22 protein-coding genes and 1 pseudogene are annotated in these 25,257 nt (G+C 70.3%); 10 read left to right on the top strand and 13 right to left on the bottom strand.

From position 1 onward, the window contains the following. The first annotated feature begins 24 nt into the window (after nt 1-24). The 3 genes from ACZ7PG_RS46405 to ACZ7PG_RS46395 are packed head-to-tail and all read left to right on the top strand — an operon-like array spanning nt 25 to nt 2,179. A complete protein-coding gene (locus ACZ7PG_RS46405; RefSeq protein WP_470245598.1) occupies nt 25-1,137 on the top strand; it encodes an LLM class flavin-dependent oxidoreductase in 1,113 nt (370 codons plus the stop codon). Continuing rightward, a complete protein-coding gene (locus tag ACZ7PG_RS46400; protein ID WP_470245597.1) occupies nt 1,134-1,721 on the top strand; it encodes a CE1759 family FMN reductase in 588 nt (195 codons plus the stop codon). Before ACZ7PG_RS46405 ends, ACZ7PG_RS46400 begins: the two co-directional genes overlap by 4 nt. A 23-nt stretch (nt 1,722-1,744) precedes the next feature. After that, on the top strand, nt 1,745-2,179 hold the full coding sequence (locus ACZ7PG_RS46395; RefSeq protein ID WP_470245596.1) for a VOC family protein: 435 nt from the start codon (nt 1,745-1,747) through the stop codon (nt 2,177-2,179). 659 nt (nt 2,180-2,838) lie between these two features. On the opposite strand, the gene ACZ7PG_RS46390 is transcribed toward ACZ7PG_RS46395, so the two are convergent. Further along, nucleotides 2,839-3,297: an SRPBCC family protein gene (locus tag ACZ7PG_RS46390; RefSeq protein WP_470245595.1), complete on the bottom strand. Its 459-nt coding sequence runs from the start codon at nt 3,295-3,297 to the stop codon at nt 2,839-2,841. Continuing rightward, complete coding sequence (locus ACZ7PG_RS46385) at nt 3,294-3,629, bottom strand: ArsR/SmtB family transcription factor (RefSeq protein WP_470245594.1); 336 nt, start codon at nt 3,627-3,629, stop codon at nt 3,294-3,296. The genes ACZ7PG_RS46390 and ACZ7PG_RS46385 overlap by 4 nt, the downstream gene beginning before the upstream one ends. Before the next feature lie 133 nt (nt 3,630-3,762). On the opposite strand from ACZ7PG_RS46385, the pseudogene ACZ7PG_RS46380 reads away from it, so the two are divergent. The 3 genes and pseudogenes from ACZ7PG_RS46380 to ACZ7PG_RS46370 all read left to right on the top strand — a co-directional run bounded on the left by ACZ7PG_RS46380 (nt 3,763) and on the right by ACZ7PG_RS46370 (nt 6,257). After that, nucleotides 3,763-5,192, top strand: a pseudogene (locus tag ACZ7PG_RS46380) (serine hydrolase domain-containing protein). After that, nucleotides 5,159-5,575, top strand: coding sequence for a PGPGW domain-containing protein (locus tag ACZ7PG_RS46375; RefSeq protein WP_470245593.1), 417 nt, complete (start codon nt 5,159-5,161; stop codon nt 5,573-5,575). The pseudogene ACZ7PG_RS46380 and the gene ACZ7PG_RS46375 overlap by 34 nt, the downstream one beginning before the upstream one ends. 19 nt (nt 5,576-5,594) lie before the next feature. After that, the gene (locus ACZ7PG_RS46370) at nt 5,595-6,257 is read left to right on the top strand and encodes a TetR/AcrR family transcriptional regulator (protein ID WP_470245592.1); all 663 of its coding nucleotides are present in this window, start codon (nt 5,595-5,597) and stop codon (nt 6,255-6,257) included. Here the strand turns inward: ACZ7PG_RS46370 and ACZ7PG_RS46365 are convergent. The 9 genes from ACZ7PG_RS46365 to ACZ7PG_RS46325 form a co-directional block, all read right to left on the bottom strand. Then, entirely contained in the window at nt 6,217-6,882 is a 666-nt protein-coding gene (locus ACZ7PG_RS46365; RefSeq protein ID WP_470245591.1) for a Rossmann-fold NAD(P)-binding domain-containing protein, read from the bottom strand. The two genes, ACZ7PG_RS46370 and ACZ7PG_RS46365, sit on opposite strands and share 41 nt — an antisense overlap. Continuing rightward, nucleotides 6,879-7,277 carry a carboxymuconolactone decarboxylase family protein gene (locus ACZ7PG_RS46360; protein ID WP_470245590.1) on the bottom strand — a complete coding sequence of 133 codons (399 nt, stop codon included), beginning with the start codon at nt 7,275-7,277 and terminating at the stop codon, nt 6,879-6,881. Before ACZ7PG_RS46360 ends, ACZ7PG_RS46365 begins: the two co-directional genes overlap by 4 nt. A 34-nt stretch (nt 7,278-7,311) precedes the next feature. Further along, on the bottom strand, nt 7,312-8,235 hold the full coding sequence (locus tag ACZ7PG_RS46355) for a hypothetical protein (RefSeq protein WP_470245589.1): 924 nt from the start codon (nt 8,233-8,235) through the stop codon (nt 7,312-7,314). Between the two features lie 123 nt (nt 8,236-8,358). Further along, nucleotides 8,359-9,669 (bottom strand): DNRLRE domain-containing protein, encoded by a 1,311-nt coding sequence (locus tag ACZ7PG_RS46350; protein ID WP_470245588.1) that lies wholly within the window; start codon nt 9,667-9,669, stop codon nt 8,359-8,361. 84 nt (nt 9,670-9,753) lie between these two features. Then, the gene (locus ACZ7PG_RS46345; protein ID WP_470245587.1) at nt 9,754-12,252 is read right to left on the bottom strand and encodes a LamG-like jellyroll fold domain-containing protein; all 2,499 of its coding nucleotides are present in this window, start codon (nt 12,250-12,252) and stop codon (nt 9,754-9,756) included. A gap of 30 nt (nt 12,253-12,282) precedes the next feature. Beyond that, on the bottom strand, nt 12,283-13,266 hold the full coding sequence (locus tag ACZ7PG_RS46340) for an ABC transporter permease (protein ID WP_470245586.1): 984 nt from the start codon (nt 13,264-13,266) through the stop codon (nt 12,283-12,285). Beyond that, nucleotides 13,263-14,225 carry an ABC transporter permease gene (locus ACZ7PG_RS46335; RefSeq protein WP_470245585.1) on the bottom strand — a complete coding sequence of 321 codons (963 nt, stop codon included), beginning with the start codon at nt 14,223-14,225 and terminating at the stop codon, nt 13,263-13,265. The genes ACZ7PG_RS46340 and ACZ7PG_RS46335 overlap by 4 nt, the downstream gene beginning before the upstream one ends. Continuing rightward, nucleotides 14,218-15,783: a sugar ABC transporter ATP-binding protein gene (locus ACZ7PG_RS46330; protein ID WP_470245584.1), complete on the bottom strand. Its 1,566-nt coding sequence runs from the start codon at nt 15,781-15,783 to the stop codon at nt 14,218-14,220. Before ACZ7PG_RS46330 ends, ACZ7PG_RS46335 begins: the two co-directional genes overlap by 8 nt. Then, a complete protein-coding gene (locus ACZ7PG_RS46325; RefSeq protein ID WP_470245583.1) occupies nt 15,783-16,859 on the bottom strand; it encodes an ABC transporter substrate-binding protein in 1,077 nt (358 codons plus the stop codon). The genes ACZ7PG_RS46330 and ACZ7PG_RS46325 overlap by 1 nt, the downstream gene beginning before the upstream one ends. A 153-nt stretch (nt 16,860-17,012) precedes the next feature. On the opposite strand from ACZ7PG_RS46325, the gene ACZ7PG_RS46320 reads away from it, so the two are divergent. After that, the gene (locus ACZ7PG_RS46320; protein WP_470245582.1) at nt 17,013-18,014 is read left to right on the top strand and encodes a LacI family DNA-binding transcriptional regulator; all 1,002 of its coding nucleotides are present in this window, start codon (nt 17,013-17,015) and stop codon (nt 18,012-18,014) included. A gap of 3 nt (nt 18,015-18,017) precedes the next feature. Here the strand turns inward: ACZ7PG_RS46320 and ACZ7PG_RS46315 are convergent, their stop codons facing one another. Next, the gene (locus ACZ7PG_RS46315) at nt 18,018-18,371 is read right to left on the bottom strand and encodes a hypothetical protein (protein ID WP_470245581.1); all 354 of its coding nucleotides are present in this window, start codon (nt 18,369-18,371) and stop codon (nt 18,018-18,020) included. Between the two features lie 304 nt (nt 18,372-18,675). Continuing rightward, nucleotides 18,676-19,827: an AAA family ATPase gene (locus tag ACZ7PG_RS46310; protein WP_470245580.1), complete on the bottom strand. Its 1,152-nt coding sequence runs from the start codon at nt 19,825-19,827 to the stop codon at nt 18,676-18,678. A 182-nt stretch (nt 19,828-20,009) separates the two neighbouring features. Between ACZ7PG_RS46310 and ACZ7PG_RS46305 the strand changes: the two genes are divergently transcribed. From ACZ7PG_RS46305 to ACZ7PG_RS46295, 3 genes are read left to right on the top strand one after another with little or no spacing between them, the layout of a single operon-like run. Continuing rightward, a complete protein-coding gene (locus tag ACZ7PG_RS46305) occupies nt 20,010-21,992 on the top strand; it encodes a CBM35 domain-containing protein (protein ID WP_470245579.1) in 1,983 nt (660 codons plus the stop codon). Continuing rightward, nucleotides 21,992-24,280, top strand: coding sequence for a glycosyl hydrolase family 95 catalytic domain-containing protein (locus tag ACZ7PG_RS46300; RefSeq protein ID WP_470245578.1), 2,289 nt, complete (start codon nt 21,992-21,994; stop codon nt 24,278-24,280). The genes ACZ7PG_RS46305 and ACZ7PG_RS46300 overlap by 1 nt, the downstream gene beginning before the upstream one ends. Further along, nucleotides 24,280-25,239: an acetylxylan esterase gene (locus ACZ7PG_RS46295; RefSeq protein WP_470245577.1), complete on the top strand. Its 960-nt coding sequence runs from the start codon at nt 24,280-24,282 to the stop codon at nt 25,237-25,239. The genes ACZ7PG_RS46300 and ACZ7PG_RS46295 overlap by 1 nt, the downstream gene beginning before the upstream one ends. Nucleotides 25,240-25,257 lie beyond the last annotated feature (18 nt).

Genomic DNA, 25,257 nt, shown 5'->3' with positions numbered 1-25,257 from the left:
TGAGGGTCGCGAAGGGAGCACGTCATGCAGTTCGGAATCTTCTCGGTGGGCGACGTCACGGCCGATCCCACCACCGGCACCACCCCCACGGAGCACGAGCGGATCAAGGCGATGGTCCGGATCGCGCTGAAGGCGGAGGAGGTCGGGCTCGACGTCTTCGCGACCGGCGAACACCACAACCCGCCGTTCGTGCCGTCGTCGCCCACGACGATGCTGGGGCATATCGCGGCTCAGACGTCGAAGATCATCCTGTCGACGTCGACGACGCTCATCACCACGAACGACCCGGTGAAGATCGCCGAGGACTTCGCGATGCTGCAGCACCTCGCCGACGGCCGCGTCGACCTCATGATGGGCCGCGGCAACACCGGCCCGGTCTACCCGTGGTTCGGCGAGGACATCCGCCAGGGCATCCCGCTGGCGATCGAGAAGTACGCGCTGCTGCGCCGGCTGTGGCGCGAGGACGTCGTCGACTGGGAAGGCAAGTTCCGCACGCCGCTGCAGGGCTTCACGTCCACGCCGCGGCCGCTGGACGACGTCCCGCCGTTCGTGTGGCACGGGTCGATCCGCAGCCCGGAGATCGCCGAGCAGGCCGCGTTCTACGGCGACGGCTTCTTCGCCAACCACATCTTCTGGCCGACGTCGCACTTCCAGCAGCTGATCGCGTTCTACCGCCAGCGCTTCGAGCACTACGGCCACGGGACGGCGGACCAGGCGATCGTCGGGCTCGGCGGGCAGGCGTTCATCCGGCCCAGGTCCCAGGACGCGTGGAACGAGTTCCGCCCGTACTTCGACAACGCGCCGGTGTACGGCCACGGGCCGTCGCTGGAGGAGTTCACCGACCAGACGCCGCTGACCGTGGGGAGCCCGCAGGAGGTCATCGACAAGACGCTGACGTTCCGCGAGCACTTCGGTGACTACCAGCGCCAGCTGTTCCTGATGGACCACGCGGGCCTGCCGCTGAAGACGGTGCTGGAGCAGCTCGACCTGCTGGGTTCCGAGGTGGTCCCGGTGCTGCGCAAGGAGCTGGACTCGATGCGGCCGGCGCACGTGCCGGACGCGCCTACGCACGCTTCGCTGGTTGCGGCGGCTTCGGCTTCGGCGGCGGCTTCGGCTTCCGAGGCGGTGTCGGCATGAAGCTCGCGGTGGTGACGGCGGGGCTGTCGGTCCCGTCGTCGACCCGGCTGCTGGCCGACCGCCTGGCCGCGGCGACGGTGGCGGCGTCCGATTCGCCGGTGTCGGTTTCGGTGGTGGAGCTGCGCGACATCGCCCTGGACGTGACGAAGAACCTGCTGACCGGGTTTCCGAGCCCGGCGCTGCGGTCGGCGATCGCGACGGTGGTGGAGGCGGACGCGCTGATCGTGGTGACGCCGGTCTTTACGGCCGGGTACAGCGGGCTGTTCAAGTCGTTCTTCGACGTGCTGGACGCGGACTCGCTGGTGGGCAAGCCGGTCCTGCTGGGTGCGACGGGCGGAACCGAGCGCCACTCGCTGGTCCTGGACTACCAGCTGCGGCCGTTGTTCGGGTATTTGAAGGCGGACCCGGTGGCGACGGGGGTGTACGCGGCTTCGTCGGACTGGGGGAGCGGAGAGGGTGCGCTGCAGCGACGGATCGAGAAGGCGGGGGCGGAGCTGGCTTCCCTCGCCGCGGGACGGCCCGCGGTGGCGGCCGTGACGGATTTCGTGCCTTTCGACCAGCTGCTGGCTGGCGCGGGGGAGTGATCGGGAGCCACTAGGGTGGGGTGATGGGGTCGATCAGGCAGGTCCAGATCACGTTCGACTGCGCGGAACCCGAGCGGGTGGCTCGGTTCTGGTGCGAGGTGCTGGGGTACGTGGTGCCGCCACCTCCGGAGGGGTTCGCTACCTGGGCTGACTTCGACCGGTCCCTTCCGCTGGAGCGTCGGGGGGCGGCGTTTGCCTGTGGTGATCCGTCGGGGGTGGGGCCTCGGTTGTTCTTCCAGCGGGTGCCGGAAGGCAAGGTCGTGAAGAACCGGGTGCATCTGGATGTGCGGGTGGGTACCGGGCTGGTGGGTGACGAGCGGTTGGCCGCGCTTGAGGCTGAGCGGGATCGGTTGATCGGGCTGGGTGCCGTGCTTGTCGAGGTGCTGCTCGCCGATGGGTTCAATGAGTCTTGCATTGTGATGCAGGATGTTGAGGGGAACGAGTTCTGCCTCGACTGAGGGGTGTTCGCGGTTGTGGCGCTCTGGCGCCGGTTTCGTCGTCGAAGCGGCCGGTTCGGTCTCCCGGGTACCGAACCCGATAACGCAAGTGGGTAACCCCCTCCCCGGCAACAACTTCAACCCGCTCAAGCGACGCATCCGTGTCCAGAGAAGAAAAGTACCGAACCCCCGACCCCAGAAAAACGGGCACGAGATCAACCCGTACCTCATCGAGAAGCCCAAGGTTCAAGCACTGCTGAGCAATACTCGGCCCGGACACGCCGACATACCCATCCCCGGCAGCCTTGGCCAGCGAGACCGCCTGCGACACCGAAGAGACAAACGTAAACGGCTCCAGCTGAGAAGCAGGCCAGTCCGACGGCGGCGGCCGATGCGTGACGACGAAAGCCGCACCCCCACCTGGCGGCCGGCCTCCCCAGCCCTGGGTGTAGTCGAACACCCGCCGCCCGCAGACGAACGCGCCGTCTCGGGCCGTGTCCATAAAGGACCGCAGGTAGTCCGCGCTCGACCGGGAAACGCGGAACGTGATCGGGTAGCCGACCATCGGTACCTCCACGTCTCCCGCGGTGTACCAGTCGAACAGCGGCCCGACCGAATCGTCGGGGCGCGCGACGAACCCGTCCAGTGACATGCAGAAACTCGCGACGACGGTGGCCATCTCAGTCCGCCAGAACCTTGTCGAGCCGCTCGAACGACTCCGTGATGCCGCGGCTCATCCCGCTCTCCAGCGCCGCGTCGCGTGCCTCCACCGACGGGAACACCGAGCGCGTCACCATGCGGGTGCGGCCGTCGACGGCGGTCAACGTCATCGATTCGAGCGTGACTTCTCCTGGTGCGCCCAGGAACTCGAACGTCTGGATGATCCGGTCGGGCCCCACCGTGTGGTAGACGCCGCGGAAACGGTACTCGCCGCGCTCGTCGCGGTGGATGTAGTCGTACGCACCCCCGGAGCGGGCGTCGAACTCGACGAGCTCCATCTCCATCCCGTGCGGGCCCAGCCACTTCACGATCAGCTCCGGGTCGGTGTGAGCGCGCAGGACCGCGGCCGGCGGGGCCGCGAACTCGCGGGTGATCTCGATGAACGGCGTTCCCGGCTGGGCGGTGATCGTGGTGCTCATGGCGTTTCCTCCAGGGTGTCCAGGACGGCGTCGAGCCGCCGGTAGCTGCGTTCGGTGGCCAGCCGGTACGTGTCGATCCAGCCGGTGAGGGCTTCGAGGGCGGCCGGCACGAGGTGACACGGCCGGCGCTGCCCGTCGCGGCTGCGCGTGATCAGGCCGGCCTGCTCCAGCACCTGGATGTGCCGGGACACCGCCTGCTTCGTGATCGCGAAGGGCTCGGCCAGCTCGTTGACCGTCGCTTCGCCGCGGGACAGCCGCGCGACCAGCGCCCGGCGGACCGGGTCGCCGAGGGCGGTGAACGCCCGGTCCAGCGCCTCCTCGTCAACCGTCATCTTTATCAACCAATCTGTTTATCAACTGATGTGTTGACTATAGGCGGGCTGTCAAGACCCCGTCGAAAGTCGGGGGTGGCCGACGTCGTCCGGCAGCGGCCGGCGACCGCCCGCGACACCTACCTTGACCTCCATGACCAGGCTTTTCCTCGTCCTCGCCGTGCTCCTGCTCGGCACCGCCACACCGACCCCGGCCGCCGCCGCGACGACCGACGTCGACGGGTACGTCCGCGCCTACCTCGACCACACCGGCCTGCCCGGCGCCGCGGTCGTCGTGACGCACGGCGGTGACGTCGTCCGCGTCGCCGGCTACGGCCACGACACCGCGGGCGCGCCGATCACCGCGTCGACCCGGCTGCCGGCCGCGTCGCTGAGCAAGTCCATGACGGCCTTCGCGGTGCTCCAGCTCGCCGAAGCCGGCCGGATCGGGCTCGACGAGCCGGTGACGCGCTACCTGCCGGAGTTCCGGCTCGGTGATCCCCGCAGTGCGCGGATCACCGTCCGGATGCTGCTGGACCAGACGTCCGGGATGGCCGACTCGCCTTCCCCGACCTCGCGCTTCCCCAGCCGCACACCCTCGCCGAAGCCGTCGGACGCCTGCGTGACGCAGGCCTGGCGAGCGAACCTGGAACGGAGTTCCACTACCACAACCCGAACTACGAAGTGGCCGCCCGGATCGTCGAGGTCGTGGCCGGGCAGCCGTTCGCGGAGTACCTCCGGACGCGGCTCCTCGCGCCGCTCGGGATGGCGTCGAGCACCACTGTGGACGAGCCGCCGGCCGGGACCGCCGGGTACGTCCGGGCCTTCGGCTTCGAGGTGCCGGTGGCCGAACCGGACTGGTTCACCGGCGGCAGCCACGGCGTCGTCACGTCCGCCGAGGACCTCGCGAAATGGCTGGTCGCGCAGCGGGACGGCGGCGGCGTGCTGTCCCCGGAGTCGGTCCGGAGCGCGCACACCCCCGCGCCCGGCCGTGACTACGCGCTGGGCTGGAGCGTCCGGGCCGGTCAGGTGTCGCACACCGGGGAGTGGTTCAGCCACACCGCGGCGCAGATCCTGCTCCCGGACGGCTACGGGATCGCGGTGATGACGCCCATGGGGATGTCGCTGGACAACGAGGCCGAACTGCTGGCCCAGGGCATCGCGGAGCTGGTCCGGGGCGGTTCGCCGGAGCCCGCGCTGCCGGCCGGGGTGATCGCCGACCGGGTGCTCGCGGCGCTGGCGTTGCTCGCCGTCGGGCTGGCCGTCGTGGGCGTCCGGCGGGCCCGGCGCAAGCCCCGGTGGTGGCGGGTCGTGCCGCCGTTGCTGCCGCTCGTCCCGCTCTTGTTCCTGCCTCGGCTGCTCGGGGTGGTATTCGCCGGAAGACGGGGTACCTACGCCCAGGTGCTCTACGTCTGGCCGGGGCTCGTGGCCGCGCTCGGCGTGGTCGCGCTGGCGGGCTTGGTCGTGGCCGCGGCCAGGGTCCGGGCCGTCGTGAGTGGCACGCGAGGCCACAACCAGGAACAATCGGGCGAAACGAGGGGAGCGACCCAGTGGGCATCGGCAAACAGGCGAAGCGGATCCTGATCACGGTGGCGGGCGCCGTCCTGCTGATCGTCGGGGTGCTGCTGCTCGTCCTGCCCGGCCCCGGGCTGCTGCTCGTGCTCGCCGGGCTCCTGCTGCTCGCGTCGGAGTTCCCGGCGCTCGAGCGGTACGTCGACCCGGTGCGCGACCGCGCGATGAAGGCGGCGGAAGACAGCGTGTCCTCGCCGCTGCGGATCGCGGGCTCGGTGCTGGCCGGGCTGGCGCTGCTGGCGGCGGGGATCGTCTGGGGCCTGGTGAAGTCGCTGCCGTTCGGCGGCTGGAGCACCGGGTCGAGCCTGATCCTGTCGTCGGTGATCCTCTTCGCGCTGCTGATCTGGAGCTACCGCCGGGTCAAGACGCGGCGGGAGTCCGTGCACCCCGGCTGAGGACGATACTGTCGGCGCCATGAGCGCCGGATTCCAGCGAGCCCGGCGGCCCGAGCAGATCGAGGCGCGCCGCACCGCGATCCTCGCCGCCGCGCGGGAGCTCCTGGCCGAGCGCCCGGTCGCCGAGATCAGCCTGCGGGAGCTGGCCTGTCACGTCGGGCTCGCGAAGTCCAACGTGCTGCGCTACTTCGACAGCCGCGAGGCGGTCTTCCTCGAGGTCCTCGGCACGGCGTGGACGGAGTGGCTCGACGACCTCGAAGGGAACCTCGGCGACCCGGCACCGGCGGACCCCGGCTTCGCGCGCGAAGAGCGTGTCGCGGGGAAGATCGCCGAGACGCTCGCCGAGCGGCGGTTGCTGTGCGAGCTGATCAGCGCGATGGCGCCGGTGCTGGAACGCAACATCTCGCCGGGGTTCGCCCGCAGCTTCAAGGCCCGCGCGGCGGCCAGCACCGAGCGGCTCGGCGAGCTGGTCCGCAAGCGCGTGCCGGAGCTGTCGCCCGACGGCGCCCGGCAGTTCGCGCTCGGCGTGGTGATCCTCGTGTCGGGGGCGTGGCCCTACGCCAACCCGACCGACGCCGTCGCGGCGGCCACGGCCGAGCTGGGCGGGATGCCGTCGTTCGCGGCCGGGCTGGCCGACGGGCTCACGAACCTGCTGGCCGGGCTCGTCGCGCGGCGGCGGTGACGATGTCGGCGTTCTCGAGCACCGGCTTCTCGTAGCCGTTCTCGGCGACTTCCAGCATCGCCAGGCCGAGCTCGCGGTTGGTCGTCACGAAGCGGGGGAACAGCCGCCGCAACACCGGGTACAGCGGCATCGCGACGCGGTAGAGCGTCCGGTACAGCGTGGTCTTCGACGTGATCCCGCCCAGCGGCTGGATGTAGCCGGGACGGACGGAGAACGTCCGCAGCGGCAGCTTCGCCAGCGCGTTCTCCGTGGCGCCCTTGACGCGCGCCCAGCGCACCCGGCCGCGTTCGGTGCTGTCGGTGCCGGCGCCCGAGACGTACACGAAAGTGGTGTCCGCCGGCAGCTTCCCGGCCACCGAAAGCGTCAGCTGGTAGGTGATCCGCTCGTACTCCTCCGGCGCCATCCCGACCGAGGAGACGCCGAGGCAGAAGAAGCACGCGTCGTAGCCGGTGATCGGCTCGAGGGCGAACAGGTCCTTTTCGACGCGTTCGGTCAGCTTCGGGTGCGCTTCGCCGAGAGCGGACCGGCCGACCGCGAGGACGGCCTCGACCCGGTCGTCGAGCAGGCACTCGCGCAGCAGGCCCTGCCCGACCATGCCGGTCGCGCCGAACACCAAGGCCTTCATGCGCCGGCCACCGGGAGCAGCCCGCGTTCGCCGAAGACCTTCTTCGCCACGGCCGTCGCGTTCAGCGCCCGCGGGAACCCGCAGTAGGCGGCCGACTGCAGCAGCGCCTCGACGATCTCCGCCGGCGTGAGCCCGACGTTGAGGGAGGCGTTGACGTGCACCTCCAGCTGCGGCTCGCACCCGCCGAGCGCGGTCAGCATGCCGAGCGTGACGAGCTGCCGATCCCGCGGCACGAGCTGCGGCCGCGTGTAGATCTCGCCGAAGCCCCACGACACGAGACTGTCGGAGAGCTTCGGCGAGACGTCTTCCAGACTGTCCAGCACGCGCTGGGCGGTCTCTTCGCCGTTGAGGTCGACCAGAGCCCGCTTGCCGCGTTCGAAACGATCTTCGGTCATGACCACGACGGTAGCGGCTGGAGCGGGCTCCAGGTCAAACGGCGCGTGTCACCCGCCTCGCCGTCGCGTCCGGATCGACGTAGTAGCTCTCGTACGACGTCTCCGTGCGCTGCCCCGCCGCGTTGGCGCTCCACGCGTCCACGTACAGGAAGATCTTCGTGTCGGTCGGCGGCGCGGTGAACTCGAAGGTCCCTGTGCCGTCGGCGTTCGGCCGGACCACCACGTCCGGCGTCGTCTCGTCCGCCCTGATGCGGTAGCCGTACGAGGCCAACCCCGGCTGGACCGGCGTCAGCGTGCAGCGGACCACCTGGCCGGGCCGCAGGTTGCCGGTCGCGTCACAGGTGAGCGGCGGGGCGGCCGACTTCGGGTGGAAGCGGTAGTAGCCCGGCTGCGACACCCATCCGTCGGCGGACTTGCTCGTCACGTTCAGGTACTGCGTGTCGGTGCTCAGCGGCGTCAGGGTGACGCTCGCCGTGCCGTCCGGTCCCGCGGGCACGGTGACCGGCGGCGCCCCGAAGTACGAGTACGTGTAGCTCACGACGCCGGGAAGCGACGACGAGAACGTGAACGTGCCCGGCGTGGTTTCGTAGCCGCCTTCGCAGCACTCGGGGAAATCGGTGCTCGTGATGGTCGGCTCGTCCGAGCCGACCACGACGCTCTCCTCGTTCGTCGCCGACACGAGCCCGGCCGCGGTCGTCGTGGACACCCGGATCGTGTGGTAGTACGGCCGGTCCGGCACCACGGTGACCCGCGCCGTGCCGTCCGGGCCCACCGGGACGGTCGCCCGCTCGCCGTAGTCCCAGTCGTAGGTGAACGACGCCGACCCCGGCAGCACGGCGTGCAGCGTCAGGACGACCGGCTTGCCGACCATGGCGTCGGCGGGCGCGTCGACCGTGGGCGCGCCCCGGTCGACGTCGATCTGGCCGCCGCCGTCGCCGGACAGGTTCCCGTTGGTCATCCGGGCCCGCACGCTGACGCGGTAGGACTTCGCGGCGTCGGTCGGGGTGACGCTGATCGCCGCGGTGCCGTCCGGGCCCGCGGGCAGGGTGACCTCCGGCTCGTCGTCGATCTTGTAGAGGTACTAGGTGGCACCGTCGGTGCCGTGCGGGCCGAACGTGCACTGCCGGGTCTCGCCCAGGAAGGCGCGGGCCGGCGTGCACGTCATCGACGGGCCGTTGCGGGCCACGAAGAACCGGTAGTCGCCCGACGGCCCGTAGTTCCCGGCGGCGTCGAGGCCGTTCGCCGACATGCTCATCGGGCCGTCGTCACGCGGGGTGTACCGGACGGTGGCCTTGCCGCCGGGCCGGTCGGCCGCGACGTACCCGCTGTCGGTGAACCCGGCTTGCCACTGGAAGCCGACGATCGCGGTGTCGCCGCCCGCGTCGAGGGTGAAGTCGCCGGGGATGCCGATGCCGCCCTTGCCGGGCACCTCGTACACGTAGTCGGTCGAGGTGATCGCCGGCGCCGTGGCCGGTGCGGTGAAGTCCGTGGTGAACCGGCAGGTCTCGCTCCACGGGCTCGCGGCCAGCGAGTCCTTCGCGCGGACCTGCCACGCGTAGGTGACGCCGTCCGCGAGCCGGCTGTCGGGGTCGTAGTACGCGCCGGAGCCGTAGACGTCGTCCGTGCCGGTCGCGCGCTGGTCGGGGTGGTCCACCGGCCACCAGGCGAACTCGGCCGTGAAGCTGTAGTCGTCCGGATCGCTGACGGTGGCCGACATCGCGGCGCCGCCGCGGCGGACGAGCGGGGCTTCTGAACAGGGGTGCTCACCGGTCTTGAGCGCGGTCGGTGTCGTCGGCGGCTGGTTCTTCTCCAGGCTCACGTACAGCAGCGGCCGGTATGTGCGGCCGAAACGCGGGTTGTACTGCTGGTTGTCCGGCAGGCGCAGCACCATCGTCAGCGACGTGCGGCCGGCGTCGATCGCCTGCTGCAGCACCGGTCCGGCGTCCCAGTCGAGGTAGTCCGACGGGCAGACGTCGAGGCTGCCCGGCCCGGCCAGCTTGGTGAGCTCGCGAGGCTGGTCGTTCCAGGTCGGCGCCTTCTTCGCCGGGGCCGTGACCCACAGCTCGGTGCCGCGGGGCGCCGAGCAGTCGGCGACCGCCGTCTCCCGGCCGGACAGCTCCGCGGACAGCACCTTGGCGCCGCGCAGCCCGGTGAGGTCGAAGGTGAAGTAGGACTTGGAAACGTGCTTCTTGCCGTGGTCGACCTTCGCGCCGATGGGCGCGTCCCCGGCCGGGTCGACGAAGCTCTTCCCCGGCTGGGCCGAGTCGATGTACGACCACGACGTCGACTGGATCGACGTGATCTGCGTGGCCGAAGCCGGCAGCGCCGTGCCGGCCATCAGCAAGGCCGCGGTGGCGGCGACGATGCCCGCTTTCGTTCTTCGAGAGCCCAAAAGGCTCACCCCCTGAAGTGCGAAACCCGGGGACCGCGATCGCGGTCCCCGGGTCCAACACGCCTCAGGTGTGCTTTCGGTTGCTTACTTGCCGCTGCTGTACAACGCGCTCACGTCGGCGTCGGACAGGGCTCGGTCGTAGACGTGGACCTGGTCGACCGCGCCGTTGAGGTAGTCGACCGGGCCGCCGCCGTACTTGCCGCGGCCGATCACCGTGTGGCCCGTCGACGCGTCGCCGAGGCAGACGCTCTTCGTGGCCGCCAGCTGCCCGTCGACGTACAGCTTCAGCGTGCCCGCGGCCGCGTCACGGACGCCGACCACGTGGTACCAGCGGTTCGCTTCCGGGGCCGTGGGCGCCAGCGCCCGCGTGCCCACGAAGCTCATCGCCAGGCGGTGGTCCTGGCCCGAGTACTGCAGGAAGAACGCGCTGGTGTTGTCGCCGTCCTGGCTGACCACGGTCTGGAAGCCGTCACCCACGGCGTTGAACTTCACCCACGCCGCCGCGCTGTAGCTGCCTTCCGTGTTCAGCAGGGACGCGCCCGTGTCGGCGTACTGGCCCGACCCGTTCACCGCCAGCGCCGAACCGCTCTTGCCCTCGGTCCAGGACGCGCCGCCGACGAGCGTGGCGTCGTGGTCGCCGACCGAGTCCGCGGTCGTCGTGCCGGTGTTCTCGTCGAAGCCGTACGCCGCGATGCCGTCGATGCCCGGCGTGCCCGCGGGTACCGAGGGACCCGACGTCACCGGCGCGCCGGTGGCACCCTTGATCACCGCGAGGTTGGCCGCGCGGACCGCCGCGAAGTCCATCTTCTTCACCTGCCGGTCGTAGGTGAAGAAGCCGTTGACCTCCTTCTCGACGTCGGTGGTCTGCGTGTAGACGCCGGCCGAGACGCCGCACCGCTGGGCGACCAGCAGCAGGCGCTGCTGCAGCTCGCCGTAGCGCCGGGTCAGCGTCGCGCTGTCGGGCTCCATCTCGTAGGCGAAGCTGCCCGCCGCGTCGAACTCGTGCCCGGCGACCTTGAGGCCGAGACCGCCGTACTCGCCGTCGACCGCCGCGCGGGTGCCGGTCTGCACCGGCGTTCCGGGACCCGTGTAGGTGTGGTCGTCGTAGATGTCACCCTTGCCGCTGTCCGGTTCGGACCTACAGCAGTTGACGCCGGATTCGGCGTTCACCAGGCGCGAGGGGTCCCAGGACTTGACCTCGTCGGCGATGCGGCCGACCTCGTAGTCGCCCCAGCCCTCGTTGAACGGCACCCACGTGACGATCGACGGGAAGCTGCGGTGCTGGTCGATCATCCGCTTCATCTCGTACTCGTAGTTGACGCGCGACGCCGCCGACGGCTCGATGTCGTCCTTCATCGCCGGCATGTCCTGCCACACCATCAGGCCCAGCTTGTCGGCGTAGTAGTACCAGCGGTCGGGCTCGACCTTGATGTGCTTGCGCACCATGTTGAAGCCGAGCGCCTTCTCCTGCTGCAGGTCGAACTTCAGGGCCGCGTCGGTCGGCGCGGTGTAGATGCCGTCCGGCCAGAAGCCCTGGTCGAGCGGGCCGACCTGCATGACGAACTTGCCGTTGAGCAGCATCCGCTGCTTGCCGTCGGCGGTCTTGCCGACGCTGATCGACCGGATGCCGAAGTACGAGCCGACTTCGTCCCCTGTGGACAGTCGCACCTTCAGGTCGTACAGGAACGGGTCGTCCGGCGACCACAGGTGCGGCTTGTCCACCTTGAGCTTCAACGGCTTGTTCGCGTCGCCGGACACGCGCCCGACCGGGCTGCCGTGGTCGTAGGCGATGGCCTCGACGCGCTGCTTCACCGGCCCACCGACGACGGCGTTCACCGTGACCGAGCCACTCGCCACGTCCGGCGTCACATCCAGGCGGTCGATGTGCGCGGTCGCGACCGGTTCCATCCAGACGGTCTGCCAGATGCCGGAGGACGGCGTGTAGAAGATGCCGTCGCCGGGCTGGCGCTGCTTGCCGATCGGCTGCCCGCCCTGGTCGTTCGGGTCGGCGACGCCGACGACGATCTCCTGGGCCTTCTTCGTGGTCAGCGCGTCGGTGACGTCGACGGACCACGCGTCGTACCCGCCGGTGTGGTGGGCGACGGTCTTGCCGTTGACGATGACCGTGGCGTCGTAGTCGACGGCCTGGAAGTGCAGCTGCAGCCGCTGTCCCTTGCCGATCTGCCAGTTCTTGGGGACCTCGAACGTGCGGCGGTACCACATGTTCGTCTCGTGGCGCATGATCCCGGACAGCGCGGACTCGACCGGGTACGGCACGAGGATCCGCTCACCGAGCGTCTTCCCGATCGGGGCGGCCTCACCGGGGGTCGCCTTGGCGAACTCCCAGACGCCGTTGAGGTTCTGCCACTGGTCGCGGGTCAGCTGCGGCCGCGGATAGTCGGGGAGGGCGTTGGTGGGGGAGACGTCCTTGGTCCACGGCGTCGACAGTGGCGGGGTGAGCCGTTGCCACTGCGGTGCGTCGGCGGCGCTCGCGGCGGGCGCGGTGCCGAGACCGGCCACCGCGACGGCGAACGCCGCGGCGGCGGTCAGCCATCTTCTGGTTTTTCGGGCAGGGTGGAACATCGTTGAGACCTCCTGTGGGGGGACTGGGGCTCAGCGGGTTCGGGAGCGCGCCAGCAGGCGCTGGATCACCACGACGACGAGCAGGAAGGCCCCGCTCACCACCGTCTGGTAGTTGGAGTCGAGGGTGCCGATCTGGTTGATGACGTTCTGGATCAGCGTGCGCAGCAGCACGCCGACGAGGGTGCCGATGATCGTCCCGGCGCCGCCGGTGAGCAGCGTGCCGCCGATGACGACGACCGAGATCGCGTCGAGCTCGGTGCCGACGCCGATCACCGTGACGCCGGACTGCAGGTACGCGGCGGTGAGGACGCCGGCGAACCCGGCCAGCCCGCCGCTGAGCGTGTAGAGGCTGATCTTGGTGCGGGCCACCGGAAGGCCCATGAGCAGCGCGGACTGCTCGGCGCCACCGATGGCGAACACCGACTGGCCGAACCGGGTGCGGCGCAGCAGCAGGCCGCCGAGCGCGAACAGGATGAGCGTCAGGTAGACCGGGACGCCGATGCCGAAGATCGTGCCCTGCCCGAGCCAGAGGAACGCCGAGCCCGGGTCCACCTTGTACGTCGTCGAGCCCTCGGAGGTCAGTGCCAGCAACAGACCCCGGGCGAACAGCAGCGACGCCAGCGTCACGATGAACGGCGCCATCCCCGTGCGCGCGATGAGCACGCCGTTGACGAACCCGATCAGCGAACACACCGCGAGCGGCAGGAGGATCGCCACGACCAGCCCGTACTGCGCGCCGTACGCGGCGAGGACGCCGCCGAGCGCGTAGTTCGAGCCGACCGAGAGGTCGATGCCCCCGGAGATGATCACGAACGTCATCCCGAGCGCGATCACCGCGAGGAACGAGCCCTGCAGGACGAGGCTGCGCAGGTTGTCCGCCGTGCCGAAGTGCGGGAACGCGAACCACGCGGCGGCGACGCCGAGCACGAGCACCACGGCCGCGCCCTGCCGCTGCAGGACACCGGCGAACGCGGCGTTGCGCGCCGGAACCGGCGTGGTGGTCTGGGCGGTCATCGGCTGCTCCGCTCGCGCGCGACGTAGACCGCGACGACGATGATGGCCGCCTGGACCATCTGCGCGGTGGAGTCCGGCAGGTTGTGCTTGATCAGGGTGGCTTGGACGAGCTGCATGAGCAGCGCGCCGAACACGGTGCCGAGCACGCGGACCCGGCCGCCGGTCAGCGGCGTGCCGCCGACGACAACCGCGGTGATCGCGGACAGCTCCATCAGCAGGCCGACGTCGCTCGGGTCGCTGGCGGCCAGCCGTGACGTCGCGAGCACGCCCGCGATGGCCGCCAGTGCCCCGGAAATCACGTAGACGCTGATCAGCACGCGCTTCACCGGCAGCCCGGCCAGGGTGCTCGCGGCGCGGTTGCCGCCGACCGCGACCAGGTGCCGGCCGAACGTCGTGCGCTGCACGACCAGCCCGGCCAGCACCGCGAGCACGCCCGCGACGATGACCATGATCGGCACGCCGAGCAGGTCGCCGGTGCCCAGCTCCAGGAAGTCCTGGTTGCGGACCTGGACGAGCTGGCCGTGCGCGATGACCAGCGCGAGTCCCCGCCCGCCGACCAGCAGCGCCAGCGTCGCGATGATCGGCTGGATGCCCAGGTAGGCCACCAGATATCCGCTGAACAGGCCCGACACGACACCCGCGATGACCGCGACGATGATCGCCGTCAGCGGGCCCGCGCCGAGGTAGAGCGGGATGAGCGCGGCGGAGATCGCCATCACCGAGCCGACCGACAGGTCGATGCCCTCGGTGCCGATCACCAGCGCCATGCCGAGCGCGACGATGCAGACCGGCGCCGCCTGCACCAGCTGGGTGCGGAAGTTGGCCGCGGACAGGAAGTTCTCGGTGAAGAAGACGTTGAACAGCAGCAGCACGACGACGGCCAGGTAGACGCCGTAGTTCTGCAGCCACGCGGTGACTTTCGCGCGGTCGGGAGCTTTGGTCAGGGTGGCGCTAGACATCGTTGTCACCCCCGGTTGCTTCTGCCGCGATCGCGGTCAGGACGTTCTCCTCGGTGATGCGGTCGCCGGTCAGCTCGCCGACGACCGAGCCGTCGCGCAGCACGACCACGCGGTCGGAGCCGTCGATCAGCTCTTCCAGCTCGGACGAGATGAGCAGCACGCCGAGCCCTTCCTGCGCGAGCTCGTCGATCAGTGCCTGCACTTCGGCCTTGGCGCCGACGTCGATACCGCGCGTCGGCTCGTCGAGCAGCAGGATCTTCGGGCCGGTGGCGAGCCAGCGGGCGAGCAGCACCTTCTGCTGGTTGCCACCCGACAGCTCGGACACCTTCTGCTCCGGGCTGGACGCCTTGATCCGCAGGCGGTCCATGAAGATCTTGACGACCTTGTCCTGCTTGGCCTTGCTGACCAGGCCGAACGGCGAGAGCGTCGGCAGCGCGGCGAGCACGATGTTCTCGCGGACCGACAGGTTCGGGATGATCCCGTCGGTCTTGCGGTCCTCGGCCAGCAGCGCGATCCCGGCCCGCATGGCGGCCTTGATCTTGCCCTTGCGCAGCGGTTTCCCGGCCAGCAGCACGGATCCGCCGTCGAGGGGGAAGGCCCCGACGATGGCCCGCGCCGTCTCGCTGCGGCCGGAGCCGAGCAGGCCGGCGAGGCCGACGACCTCGCCGGGCCGGATGCTCACCGAGACGTCGTGCAGCTTGCGCATGCCGCTGAGGTTCTCCGCCTTGAGCAGCGGTTCGCGCTCGACGTCGTGTTCCTCGCCGAACGCCGTGACGCCCTCTTCGCGGATCTGCTTGATCTCCCGGCCGAGCATCTTGGACACGAGCTCGATGCGCGGCAGGTCCTTGAGCGGTCCACTGTGGACCACCCGGCCGTCGCGCAGGACGGTGACGCTCTCGCAGACCCGGTACAGCTCGTCCATCCGGTGGCTGACGTAGACGATCGCGATGCCTTCGGCGTGCAGCCGGTTCAGCACCTCGAAGAGCGTCTCGACCTCGCGCGGCTCGAGCGACGACGTCGGCTCGTCCATGATGACGACCTTGGCGTCGGTCGAGACCGCGCGGGCGAGGGCGACCATCTGCTGCGCCCCGACCGCGAGGGTGTGCAGCGGGCGCTTGACGTCGTCGTCGATGCCGTAGCCCTTGAGCAGCTCGCGGGCGTCGGCGTACATCTTGGACCAGTCGACGAGCCCCGCCTTGGTGCGCGGCTCGCGGCCGAGGAAGACGTTGCCGGCGATGCTCATCAGCGGGACGAGGTTGACCTCCTGGTAGATCGTGGAGATCCCGGCCCGCTGCGCGTCGATCGGCTGCTTGAACGTCACCGGCTCGCCGAGGTGGCGCACCTCGCCCTCGTCGGGCTGGTAGACGCCGGTGAGCACCTTGATGAGCGTGGACTTCCCGGCGCCGTTCTCGCCGACGAGCGCGTGCACCTCGCCGGGTCGCAGCGCGAAGCTGACGTCGTCGAGCGCGAGGGTGCCGGGGAACCGCTTGGTCACCCCGGCCACCTCGAGCACCGGTGCGGTCGTCATGGCGACGTCCTCTTCGGTGGCTGCCGTCATCAGTACGCGTTCCCGACCTTCTGGGTCGCGTTGGTCTCGTCGTACTGGTCGTCGGTGATGACGATGCTGGCCGGGATGGCCTCGCCGCCCTCGAACTTCTGCAGCGTCTGGAAGGCCAGCGGGCCGAAGCGCGGGTTGGACTCGATCACGGCGTTGTAGCTGCCGTCGGCGATGAGCTGCACGGCGTTGCGGGTGCCGTCGATGGAGATGACCTTGACGTCCTTGCCCGGCGTCTTGCCCGCCGTCTTCAGCGCGTTGACCGCGCCGACGCCCATCTCGTCGTTCTCGGCGTAGACCGCGGTGATGTCGGGGTGGCTCTGGATGAGCTGCTCCATCACGGCCTGGCCCTTGGAGCGGTCGAACTCGCCGGTCTGCTCGGCGACCACGGAGAGGCCGGCCGTCTTGGCGAGCTCGTCCTTGAAGCCCTTGGTCCGGTCGGTGGTCACGTTGTTGCCGGACGAGCCGAGCAGGATCGCGACCTTGCCGGTGCCGCCGGTGACGCGGGCCATCTCCTGCGCGGCGCGCTTGCCCTGCTCGACGAAGTTCGAGCCGATGAAGGTCAGGTAGTCGGTGCACGGCTGCGACGTCACCTTGCGGTCGATGGTGACGACCGGGACCTTCTTGGCCTTCGCCGCGTCGAGCGCGGGCTGGAGGCCGTCGGAGTTCAGCGGCGCGACGACCAGGAGCTGGGCGCCCCGGTCGAGCATCGACTTGATGTCGCTGATCTGCTTGTTCAGGTCGCTCTGGGCGTTGGTGACCAGCAGCTTGTCGCTCGCGATGCCGAGCTTCGCGGCTTCGTCGCGAATGGACTGCGTCTCGGCGATCCGGAAGGGGTTGGCTTCCTTTTCGGACTGTGAGAAACCGACCACCGCGGTCTTGAGGTCGACCTTGGGGTAACCGGTCTTGTCGATGGTGCAGCCGTCGGCGCTCGGGGCGACGGACTGCGCGGAGGCGGCCGGCCCGCCGCCGCTCGACGGCGCCGCCGGGGCCTCTTCCCTGGCAGTGCATGAGGTGAGGGTGAGCGCGGCGGCGGCCGCGGTGACCAGGACCAGGCGGGGACGGGTGGACAGCGGCACGGTGACTCCTCGGGCAGCGACGGTGGGGCCCGCTCACCGGGGTGATCGGAGTCACCGCGGGAGCCTTGAGGTACTTTTTACATCGTTGGAACAACGTTGTAAACCGGCAAAATGTCGCTATGCTTCGGCTCACCATCTGAGAAGGAGCCGCCCGTGACCGTGACGCTCAAAGACGTCGCCACGCTCGCCGGAGTGTCGGTGAAGACGGTGTCGAACGTGGTCAACGGCTATGCCTTCGTGAAGCCGGAAAACCGGCGGCGCGTCGAGGAAGCCCTGGCGGCGACCGGGTACCGGCCCAACGTGGGCGCGCGCAACCTGCGTCGCGGCCGGACGGGGTTCCTGGCGCTGATGGTGCCGGAGCTGTCGATCCCGTACTTCGGCGAGCTGGCGGGCCTGGTCATCACGGCGGCGCAGAAGCGCGGCTGGAGCGTCCTGATCGAGCAGACCCAGGGCACGCGCTCCCGTGAGCGGGAGACGCTGTTCTCGCTGGGCCCGCACCTGGTGGACGGCGCTTTGGTGCACCCGGAGGCCCTGGAAGCCGCGGACTTCCCGTCACCGGGCGAGATCCCGCTGGTGATGCTGGGCGAGCACGCGGTGGACGTGCCGATCGACCACGTGGCGATCGACAACGTCCTGGCGGCGCAGACGGCGGTGTCCCATTTGGCCTCTTTGGGCCGCAAGCGCATCGCGGCGATCGGCCGCAACCCGTCTCGCGGGACGTCCTCGCAGCGTCTGGCCGGGTACCGTGAGGCGTTGTCGCTGGCGGGACTGTCCTATTCGGACTCACTGGTGGCGCCGGCGGAGAAGTGGCACAGGTCGGTGGGGGCGGCGGCGATGAGGTCGTTGCTGGCTTCGGATTCCCCACCGGACGCGGTGTTCTGCTTCAACGACCTCCTGGCGATCGGCGCGTTGCGGGCGGTGGCGGAGCTGGGGCTGCGGGTACCGGAGGACGTGGCGATCGTGGGGTTCGACAACAACGAGGAGAGCGCGTTCTCGCTGCCGGCGTTGACGACGATCGCCCCGGACAAGACAGCACTGGCCGAGGCGGCGATCGACCTGGTCCACCGCCGCATCACGGGGGACAAGGGGCTTCCGCCGCAGGACATCCAGACCCCGTTCGCCCTGGAGATCCGGGAAAGCACAAAGGGCCGCTGAGGGTCAGCAAGGTGCGACGGCGCCGGTCTCCCCGGCCGCACACCAGCCGGGGTGGGTGGCGAGCCAGGCGTCCCGCTCGCGGATCACTTGCTCTTGGCTGAGCCCGCGGGCGGCGTTCAGGCAGCTGCCGGTCTGGCAGTCCTCGGCCTTCGGGCGGGTGGTCTTTGGCGCGGCCTGGGCCTTGGTGATCGTGGTGGGCACGGTTTCGGTCGTGGTGACGGTGGCCGTGACGGTCACGGGCTCGGCGGTGACCGTGGTCGGCACCGGCTGCGGAGTCTGCGCGGCGGGCGTCCCCGTGCAGCCGCCGGCCAGCACGGCTGCCGCCAGCATCCCGGCGGCGGTGGCGAAGTGACGCATGGTCAGGACTTTCGGGTGCGGCGGACGATCCACCCACCATCCGCCCGCCCCGGCGACGTCACCAGGGCCGTTGGACCCGAGACGAACCGGCCGCCACACGTACCCAGCTGGACGACTCGCGTATCCAGACGGACGACTCGCGTGCCTGGGTGGACGACACGCGTACCTGGGTGGACGACACGCGTACCTGGGTGGACGACACGCGTACCTGGGTGGACGACACTGCCTGGCCGACCGCGGTTCGGCGTGTCGTCCGTTCCGGTGCGCGTGTCGTCCGCGCGAGTACGCGTGTCGTCCAGCGGGGTCAGCGCTTGGGCCAGTGCCAGGAAGGGCGGTCCAGGCGGCCCTGGCCCAGCAGCTTTGTCTCCCCGTTCTCCTTCTCCAGCTCCAGAGCCCCTACCGAGGCGATCTCCGCGAGCGCCCGGATCAACGGCGATGCGTGGGAGACCACCACCAGTTGCGTTTCCTTCGCCGCCGTCGCGATCAACGCCGCCAAAGCCGGGAGCAGGTCCGGGTGCAGTGATGTCTCCGGCTCGTTCAGCACCAGCAGCTCCGGTGGCCGCGGGGTCAGCAAAGCCGCCACCCACAACAAAAACCGCAGCGTTCCGTCCGACAGCTCCGCCGCCGACAGCGGGCGCAACAAACCGTGCTGGTGGAACTGGACCGACAGCAACCCGTCCTGGGAAACCACCGAAAGCCGGGAGCCCGGGAACGCCGCGTCCACGAGGGACTCCAGCTCCGAAGCCCGGCCGACCTCGATGATCGTCTGCAGGGCCGCCGCCAGGTCCGCGCCGTCGTGGGACAACACGAACGTTCGCGTTCCCACGAACGACTGGCGGGCCGGGGCCGACGCGTCCGTGCGGAAGTGGTCGTAGAACCGCCATGACCGGATGCGCTCGCGGACCACCAGCAGCTCCGGGCACGCGCGCGGGTCCGCGAACTCGCTCAGCATGCTGTCGGACAGCCGGATCCGGTGCACGTCCGGACCCCACGCCCCGGACGAAACCCGGGTGCGCACCGACGGGCCCGCGCGGTCGGCCAGCAACGACGCCGGCTTCAGCACCGGCCCCGACCACACCGCCTCGCGCTTGAACTCCGGGTCCAGGTTGAACATCGTCTCGCCCGGCACCGGCAGCCCCAGGTCGAGCGCGTAGCCGAACTCGTCGCCGGCGAACCCCAGCCGCAGGCCGACCGACTTCGTGCGCACCGTGCCCTGGACCCGCGCGCCCGGGCGCGACCCGTTCTCCGGACCCGCCCACAGCGTCGACGGCAGTCCGCCCTCACGGGCCAGCGCCGCCACCGCGCCGTTGCGGGACGCGTCCGCCAGCAGCCGCAGCGCGCGGTACAGGCTCGACTTGCCGCTGCCGTTCGGCCCCGTGACGACGGTCAGCCCGGACAGCGGCAGCACCAGGTCGCGCAGCGAACGGTAGTTCTCGACGGCCAGCGTGGTCAGCATGCCCCGAACCTAACCGCCACCCCCGACAGTTCGGATTCGTCCGATCTCTGTCCGGTCCAGTCGTTGACAGCACTAATTTTCACCAGCAAGAATCGGCCATCGTCGATCCTATAGGATCTGCGGCTCGCCGAATCGGCCGCGATCCTCCGATGTCTGACGTACTCGACCTCGAAGGAGTGGTCATGGCCGCACGGGGCAGACGAGCCCTCGCCGGACTGGCGGTGCTCGCGGGCCTGCTCACGGCCCCCACGGCCACGGCAGCCGAACAACAGCACCAGCCCGTCGCGCAGCATCCCTACATGGGCTGGAGCAGCTGGAGCCTCGAGTCGACGAACTACCCGGGCGTCAACCCGACCGGCGCGGCCAGCTGGCTCACCGAGCAGCACGTCCTCCAGCAGACGGACGTCCTCGCCGCGAAGTTCAAGCAGCACGGCTACACCTACGTCAACATCGACGCCGGCTGGTCGAACTCCTTCGACGGGAACGCCCGCCCGGTCGTCAACCCCACGACGTTCCCGGACGGCATGAAGTACGTCGCCGACCACGTCCACAAGAAGGGCCTGAAGCTCGGCTCCTACCTGGCCGTCGGCCTGGACATCAAGGCCTACAACGACGGCAACTCGCCGATCGAGGGCACCGCGAACTGCCACACCAGGGACCTCGTCTACCCCGACCTGCGCAAGACCAACGGCTGGGACTCCGCCTACAAGATCGACTTCACGAACCCCTGCGCCCAGTCCTATGTGGACTCGGAGGCGCGGCTGCTGGCCGGCTGGGGCGTCGACTTCCTGAAGCTCGACGGCGTCGGCCCCGGCTCCTTCAAGGGCGGCGAGAACTACACCAACACCTCGGACGTCGAGGCCTGGCGCAAAGCGATCGCCAAGACCGGCCGCCCGATGGAGTTCGTCGTCTCCTGGGCGCTGAGCCACCGCCAGGCGGACGTCTGGAAGGCCAACACGAACGGCTGGCGCGTCGACACCGACGTCGAGTGCTACTGCGACACCCTCGTGACCTGGGACAACTCGGTCAAGCAGCGCTGGAACGACGTCGTGCAGTGGATCCCCGACGCCGGCCCCGGCCACTGGAACAACCTCGACTCCGTCGACGTCGGCAGCGGCAAGATGGACGGCCTCACCCCAGCCGAGCGCCAGAGCTACATGACGTTCTGGGCGATCGAGGCCGCGCCGCTCTACCTCGGCGACGACCTGACCCAGCTCGACGACTACGGCGTCAAGCTCCTCACCAACGACGAGGTCATCGCGCTCGACCAGGCCGGCGTCCCCGCCAAGCCGGTGAGCCAGACGACCGACCAGCAGGTCTGGTACAACCGCAACGCCGACGGCAGCTACACGGTCGCGCTGTTCAACCTCGCCGCGACGCCCGCCCGCGTCACGGCGGACCTCGCGCAACTCGGCATCGGCGGCCCGGTCCGGATCCGCGACCTCTGGGCGCACCAGGACGTCGACGCCGCGTCCGGCGACCTGCCGGTGCACGGCTCGCGCCTGTTCAAGGTGACGCCTCGCGACCGCACCGCGCCGCAGGCTCCGGCGGTCGTCCACGGCACCGCGGCCACCGGCACCAGCGTCTCCCTCGCTTGGGATGCCTCGAAGGGCGCGCAGAGCTACGACGTCTTCGTGAACGGCCGTAAAGCCACCTCGGCCAGCGGTGCGAGCGCCACGGTCACCGGCCTCGAGCCGTCGACTTCGTACGACTTCACGGTGGTCGCGAACCAGCGCTACGGCAGGCCGTCCGCGTCCAGCAAGAAGATCAGCGTGACCACTCCTGCCGCCGGCGGCCCCACGGCGTACGAGGCGGAGAACGGCACCCCGCAAGGCGGCGCGACGGTCTACGACTGCGACTGCAGCAACGGCAAGAAGGTCGGCTACCTCGGCGGCAGCGGGTACGTCGTGCTGCCGACGGTGACCACGGCCAAGGCCGGCACCTACCTGCTGCAGCTGTCCTATGTGGACGGCGACTCCAGCCGCACCGGCATCGTCACGGTCAACGGGACGTCGTTCCCGCTGCCGGTCGCCGGGAGCAACGACAACGACTGGAACACCCCGCAGACGGTGACCGTCCCCGTGTACCTGCGAGCCGGCGCCAACACCGTCCAGATCGGCAACCAGGCCGGTTACGTCTACGACGTCGACAAGATCACCGTCTAGTGGCCGACGACCTCCTGCTCTCCTGGTCGCACCCGGCGGCGGACTGGACCGAGGCGATGCCGGTCGGCAACGGACGGCTCGGCGCGATGGTCTTCGGCGGTGCCGGCCGCACGCGGATCCAGGTCAACGACGCCACGGTCTGGTCCGGCACGCCCGGTGGTCCGGCGGCCGCGCTGAAAGACATCGACGCCGGGCCGGACCGGCTCGCCGAGGTGCGCGAGGCCGTGTTCGCCAAGGACTTCCGGCGCGCCGAAGAGCTCTTGATGACGTTCGAAGGGCCGTACAGCCAGGAGTTCCTGCCGTACGTGGACCTCTGGCTGACGGTGCCGGAAGGGACTTCGCACGGCCGGACGCTCAACCTGGACAACGGCGTCGCGACCGAGCACCTGTCCATCGACGGTCACGACGTCGAGCGGACGACCTGGGTGAGCCGTCCCGCGCAGGTCCTGTGCGTCGCGCTGTCGGGCCCGGTCGACGTCGGCGTCGAGGTGACGACACCCCTGCGCGAGGTGTCGCGCGACGGCCTCGACCTCGGCATCGAAATCCCGGTCGACGGCGCACCGCGGCACGAGCCGCGGGTGGCCGAGCCGCTGCGGTACGGGACCGCCGAGGGCTACGACCCGTTCGGCGCGGTTTCCGTCCGGGTCGCCCGGACGGAAACCGGCGTCCTGATCGTCCTGGCCAGCTCGACCAGCGCGTACGACGCCTGGATCGGCGACCGCCAGCACACCCGCGACGAGCACCGGCGCCGCGCCGCTGTCCTCGCCGAGCGGGCCGCCGAAACCGGGATGGCGGAGCTGCGACGAGCGCACGAAGCCGACCTCCGGTCGCTGCTCGGTGCCGCCGGGCTGCGGATCGGCGCACGCCGCGGCGGCACCCACGACGTCGCCGAGCTGCTGTCCGGGACCGATGAGCAGCTCACCGCGACCGTCCTTTTCCAGTACGGCCGGTACCTGCTGGCGTCGGCGTCCCGGCCGGGTGCGCCGCCGGCGAACCTGCAGGGCATCTGGAACGACGACCCGCGCCCGGCCTGGTCGTCGAACTACACGGTCAACATCAACACCCAGATGAACTACTGGGCCGCCGAGACGACCGGGCTCGGCGAGTGCCACCTCCCGCTGTTCGACCTGCTCGGCAAGCTCGCGGTCACCGGCGCCGACGTCGCGCGCGAGCTGTACGGCACGCGCGGGTGGGTCGCCCACCACAACACCGACCCGTGGGGCTGGGCGCTGCCGGTCGGGATGGGGCACGGCAACCCGTCGTGGGCGATCTGGCCACTGGGCGGCGCGTGGCTGGTCCAGCACGCGTGGGAGCACTACGACTTCACGCGCGACCGCACCTTCCTCGGCACGACGGCGTGGCCGTTGCTGCGTGGCTGCGCGGAGTTCTGCCTGGACTGGCTCGTCGAACGCGACGGCGTCCTCGAGACGTGCCCGTCGACGTCCCCGGAGAACCTGTTCCTGTCCGAGGCCGGGACTAAGGAGTCGCTGACCCACTCGGTGACCATGGACGTCGCGCTGATCCGCGCGGTGTTCGAACGCAGCCTCGCGGCGATGAACACCCTGGAGGTGCACGACCCGCTGTACGCCGAGATCGAGGCCGCGCTGCCGAGATTGCGCCCGCTGCCCGTCCTGCCGGACGGCCGGCTGGGGGAGTGGGCCGACGACCTGCCCGAAGACGATGCGACCCACCGGCACCTGTCGCACCTGGTCGCGCTGTACCCGCTCGGGCAGATCGACGCCGTCGCGACGCCGGACCTCGCCGAAGCGGCCCGCCGGGTCCTGGAGCGTCGCGGACCGGGGGCGATGGGCTGGTCGTGGGCGTGGAAGATCGCGCTGCGCGCCCGTCTCGGCGATGGCGAGACCGCGCGGAAGCTGCTGAGCGAGGCGGTCCAGCCGTTCACCGGCGACCGCCACCGCGACGCGCCGGTCGACGGCTCGGAGTGGGGCGGGCTGCTGCCCAACCTGTTCAGCACGCACCCGCCGTTCCAGATCGACGGCAACTACGGTTTTCCGGCCGGGCTCGCGGAACTGGTGCTGCGGAGCCAGAACGACGTCGTGACTCTGCTGCCGGCCCTGCCCGCCGGCTGGCTCGAAGGCGAAGCGCGAGGTCTGCGCTGCCGCGGCGGGCTCGCGGCCGACATCGAGTGGCGCGACGGCGAACTGCGGTACGCCGTCCTGCGGCGGCTGTCGGGCGACCCGGCCGAGCCGATCCGGGTGCGCTACCGCGGCCGGGAGACCGAACTGCGGCTGCGGGCCGGGGAATCGACCGTCCTGAAAGGACTGTGATGCTCACCGACCTCGGTCTCGACGCGCTGTGGGAGTACCGCAGCGACTACTCCGCGCCGGCGGACTTCGACGAGTTCTGGACGTCGACCCTCGCCGAAGCCCGCGCCCACGACCTGGCACTGGAACTGACCCCGGTCGAGACGCCGTTGCGGACGCTCGACGTGTTCGACGTGACGTTCGCCGGCTTCGGCGGGCACCCGCAGCGGGCCTGGTTGCGGGTGCCTCGCGGCAGCCAAGGGCCGTTGCCCGCGATCGTCCAGTTCCACGGCTACGGCGGCAGCCGGGGCAGCGCGCTGCAGGAGCTGACCTGGGCGTCCGCCGGGTACGCGCACCTGCAGGTCGACGTGCGCGGCCAGGGCGGCGTTACCCCCGACCCGGTGGGCAGCGGGCCGGCGTACCCGGGCCACCTGACGCGCGGCATCGAGAGCCGCGAGACCTACGTCTACCGGCGGATCTTCACCGACGCGGTCCGCGCGGTGGACGCCGTGCGCGCGCTGCCGGACGTCGACCCGGCGCGGGTGGCGGTGCTCGGCAACAGCCAGGGCGGCGGCATCGCCCTCGCCACGGCGGGGCTGGTCCCGGACGTGGCGGCCCTGCACGCGCAAGCACCGTTCCTCTGCGACTTCCGGCGCGCCAGCCTGATCGGCGGCGAACGACCGTACGTCGAACTGGCGCGGTACCTGGCCGAGCATCGTGACGCGGTCACGCGGGTGTTCGAGGTGCTGTCCTATTTCGACGGTGTCGGGTTCGCCTCGCGCGCGACGGCCCCGGCCTGGTTCAGCGCCGGGCTGATGGACGGCATCGTGCCGCCGTCGACGGTCTTCGGCGCCTACCACGTCTACAAGGGACAGAAACAGCTCGCCGTCTGGGAGTACAACGGCCACGAAGCCGGTGGTCCCGACGACGTCCACGCGGTGCTCGAGGGATTCCGGCCCGTTCTCCGTGGCAGTAGCCTGTAGCCACGACGTGAGGGAGTC

The sequence above is a fragment of the Amycolatopsis sp. NPDC114504 genome (genome assembly GCF_055633595.1).
This window is presented reverse-complemented; position numbering and strand designations above follow the sequence as displayed.

What these genes read in the sequence shown, in the direction of transcription:
- ACZ7PG_RS46405 (WP_470245598.1), top strand. Translation starts at nt 25, where the DNA reads ATGCAGTTCGGAATCTTCTCGGTGGGCGACGTCACGGCCGATCCCACC.
- ACZ7PG_RS46400 (WP_470245597.1), top strand. Translation starts at nt 1,134, where the DNA reads ATGAAGCTCGCGGTGGTGACGGCGGGGCTGTCGGTCCCGTCGTCGACC.
- ACZ7PG_RS46395 (WP_470245596.1), top strand. Translation starts at nt 1,745, where the DNA reads ATGGGGTCGATCAGGCAGGTCCAGATCACGTTCGACTGCGCGGAACCC.
- ACZ7PG_RS46390 (WP_470245595.1), bottom strand. Translation starts at nt 3,297, where the DNA reads ATGAGCACCACGATCACCGCCCAGCCGGGAACGCCGTTCATCGAGATC.
- ACZ7PG_RS46385 (WP_470245594.1), bottom strand. Translation starts at nt 3,629, where the DNA reads ATGACGGTTGACGAGGAGGCGCTGGACCGGGCGTTCACCGCCCTCGGC.
- ACZ7PG_RS46370 (WP_470245592.1), top strand. Translation starts at nt 5,595, where the DNA reads ATGAGCGCCGGATTCCAGCGAGCCCGGCGGCCCGAGCAGATCGAGGCG.
- ACZ7PG_RS46365 (WP_470245591.1), bottom strand. Translation starts at nt 6,882, where the DNA reads ATGAAGGCCTTGGTGTTCGGCGCGACCGGCATGGTCGGGCAGGGCCTG.
- ACZ7PG_RS46360 (WP_470245590.1), bottom strand. Translation starts at nt 7,277, where the DNA reads ATGACCGAAGATCGTTTCGAACGCGGCAAGCGGGCTCTGGTCGACCTC.
- ACZ7PG_RS46355 (WP_470245589.1), bottom strand. Translation starts at nt 8,235, where the DNA reads ATGACCAACGGGAACCTGTCCGGCGACGGCGGCGGCCAGATCGACGTC.
- ACZ7PG_RS46345 (WP_470245587.1), bottom strand. Translation starts at nt 12,252, where the DNA reads ATGTTCCACCCTGCCCGAAAAACCAGAAGATGGCTGACCGCCGCCGCG.
- ACZ7PG_RS46340 (WP_470245586.1), bottom strand. Translation starts at nt 13,266, where the DNA reads ATGACCGCCCAGACCACCACGCCGGTTCCGGCGCGCAACGCCGCGTTC.
- ACZ7PG_RS46335 (WP_470245585.1), bottom strand. Translation starts at nt 14,225, where the DNA reads ATGTCTAGCGCCACCCTGACCAAAGCTCCCGACCGCGCGAAAGTCACC.
- ACZ7PG_RS46330 (WP_470245584.1), bottom strand. Translation starts at nt 15,783, where the DNA reads ATGACGGCAGCCACCGAAGAGGACGTCGCCATGACGACCGCACCGGTG.
- ACZ7PG_RS46315 (WP_470245581.1), bottom strand. Translation starts at nt 18,371, where the DNA reads ATGCGTCACTTCGCCACCGCCGCCGGGATGCTGGCGGCAGCCGTGCTG.
- ACZ7PG_RS46310 (WP_470245580.1), bottom strand. Translation starts at nt 19,827, where the DNA reads ATGCTGACCACGCTGGCCGTCGAGAACTACCGTTCGCTGCGCGACCTG.
- ACZ7PG_RS46305 (WP_470245579.1), top strand. Translation starts at nt 20,010, where the DNA reads ATGGCCGCACGGGGCAGACGAGCCCTCGCCGGACTGGCGGTGCTCGCG.
- ACZ7PG_RS46295 (WP_470245577.1), top strand. Translation starts at nt 24,280, where the DNA reads ATGCTCACCGACCTCGGTCTCGACGCGCTGTGGGAGTACCGCAGCGAC.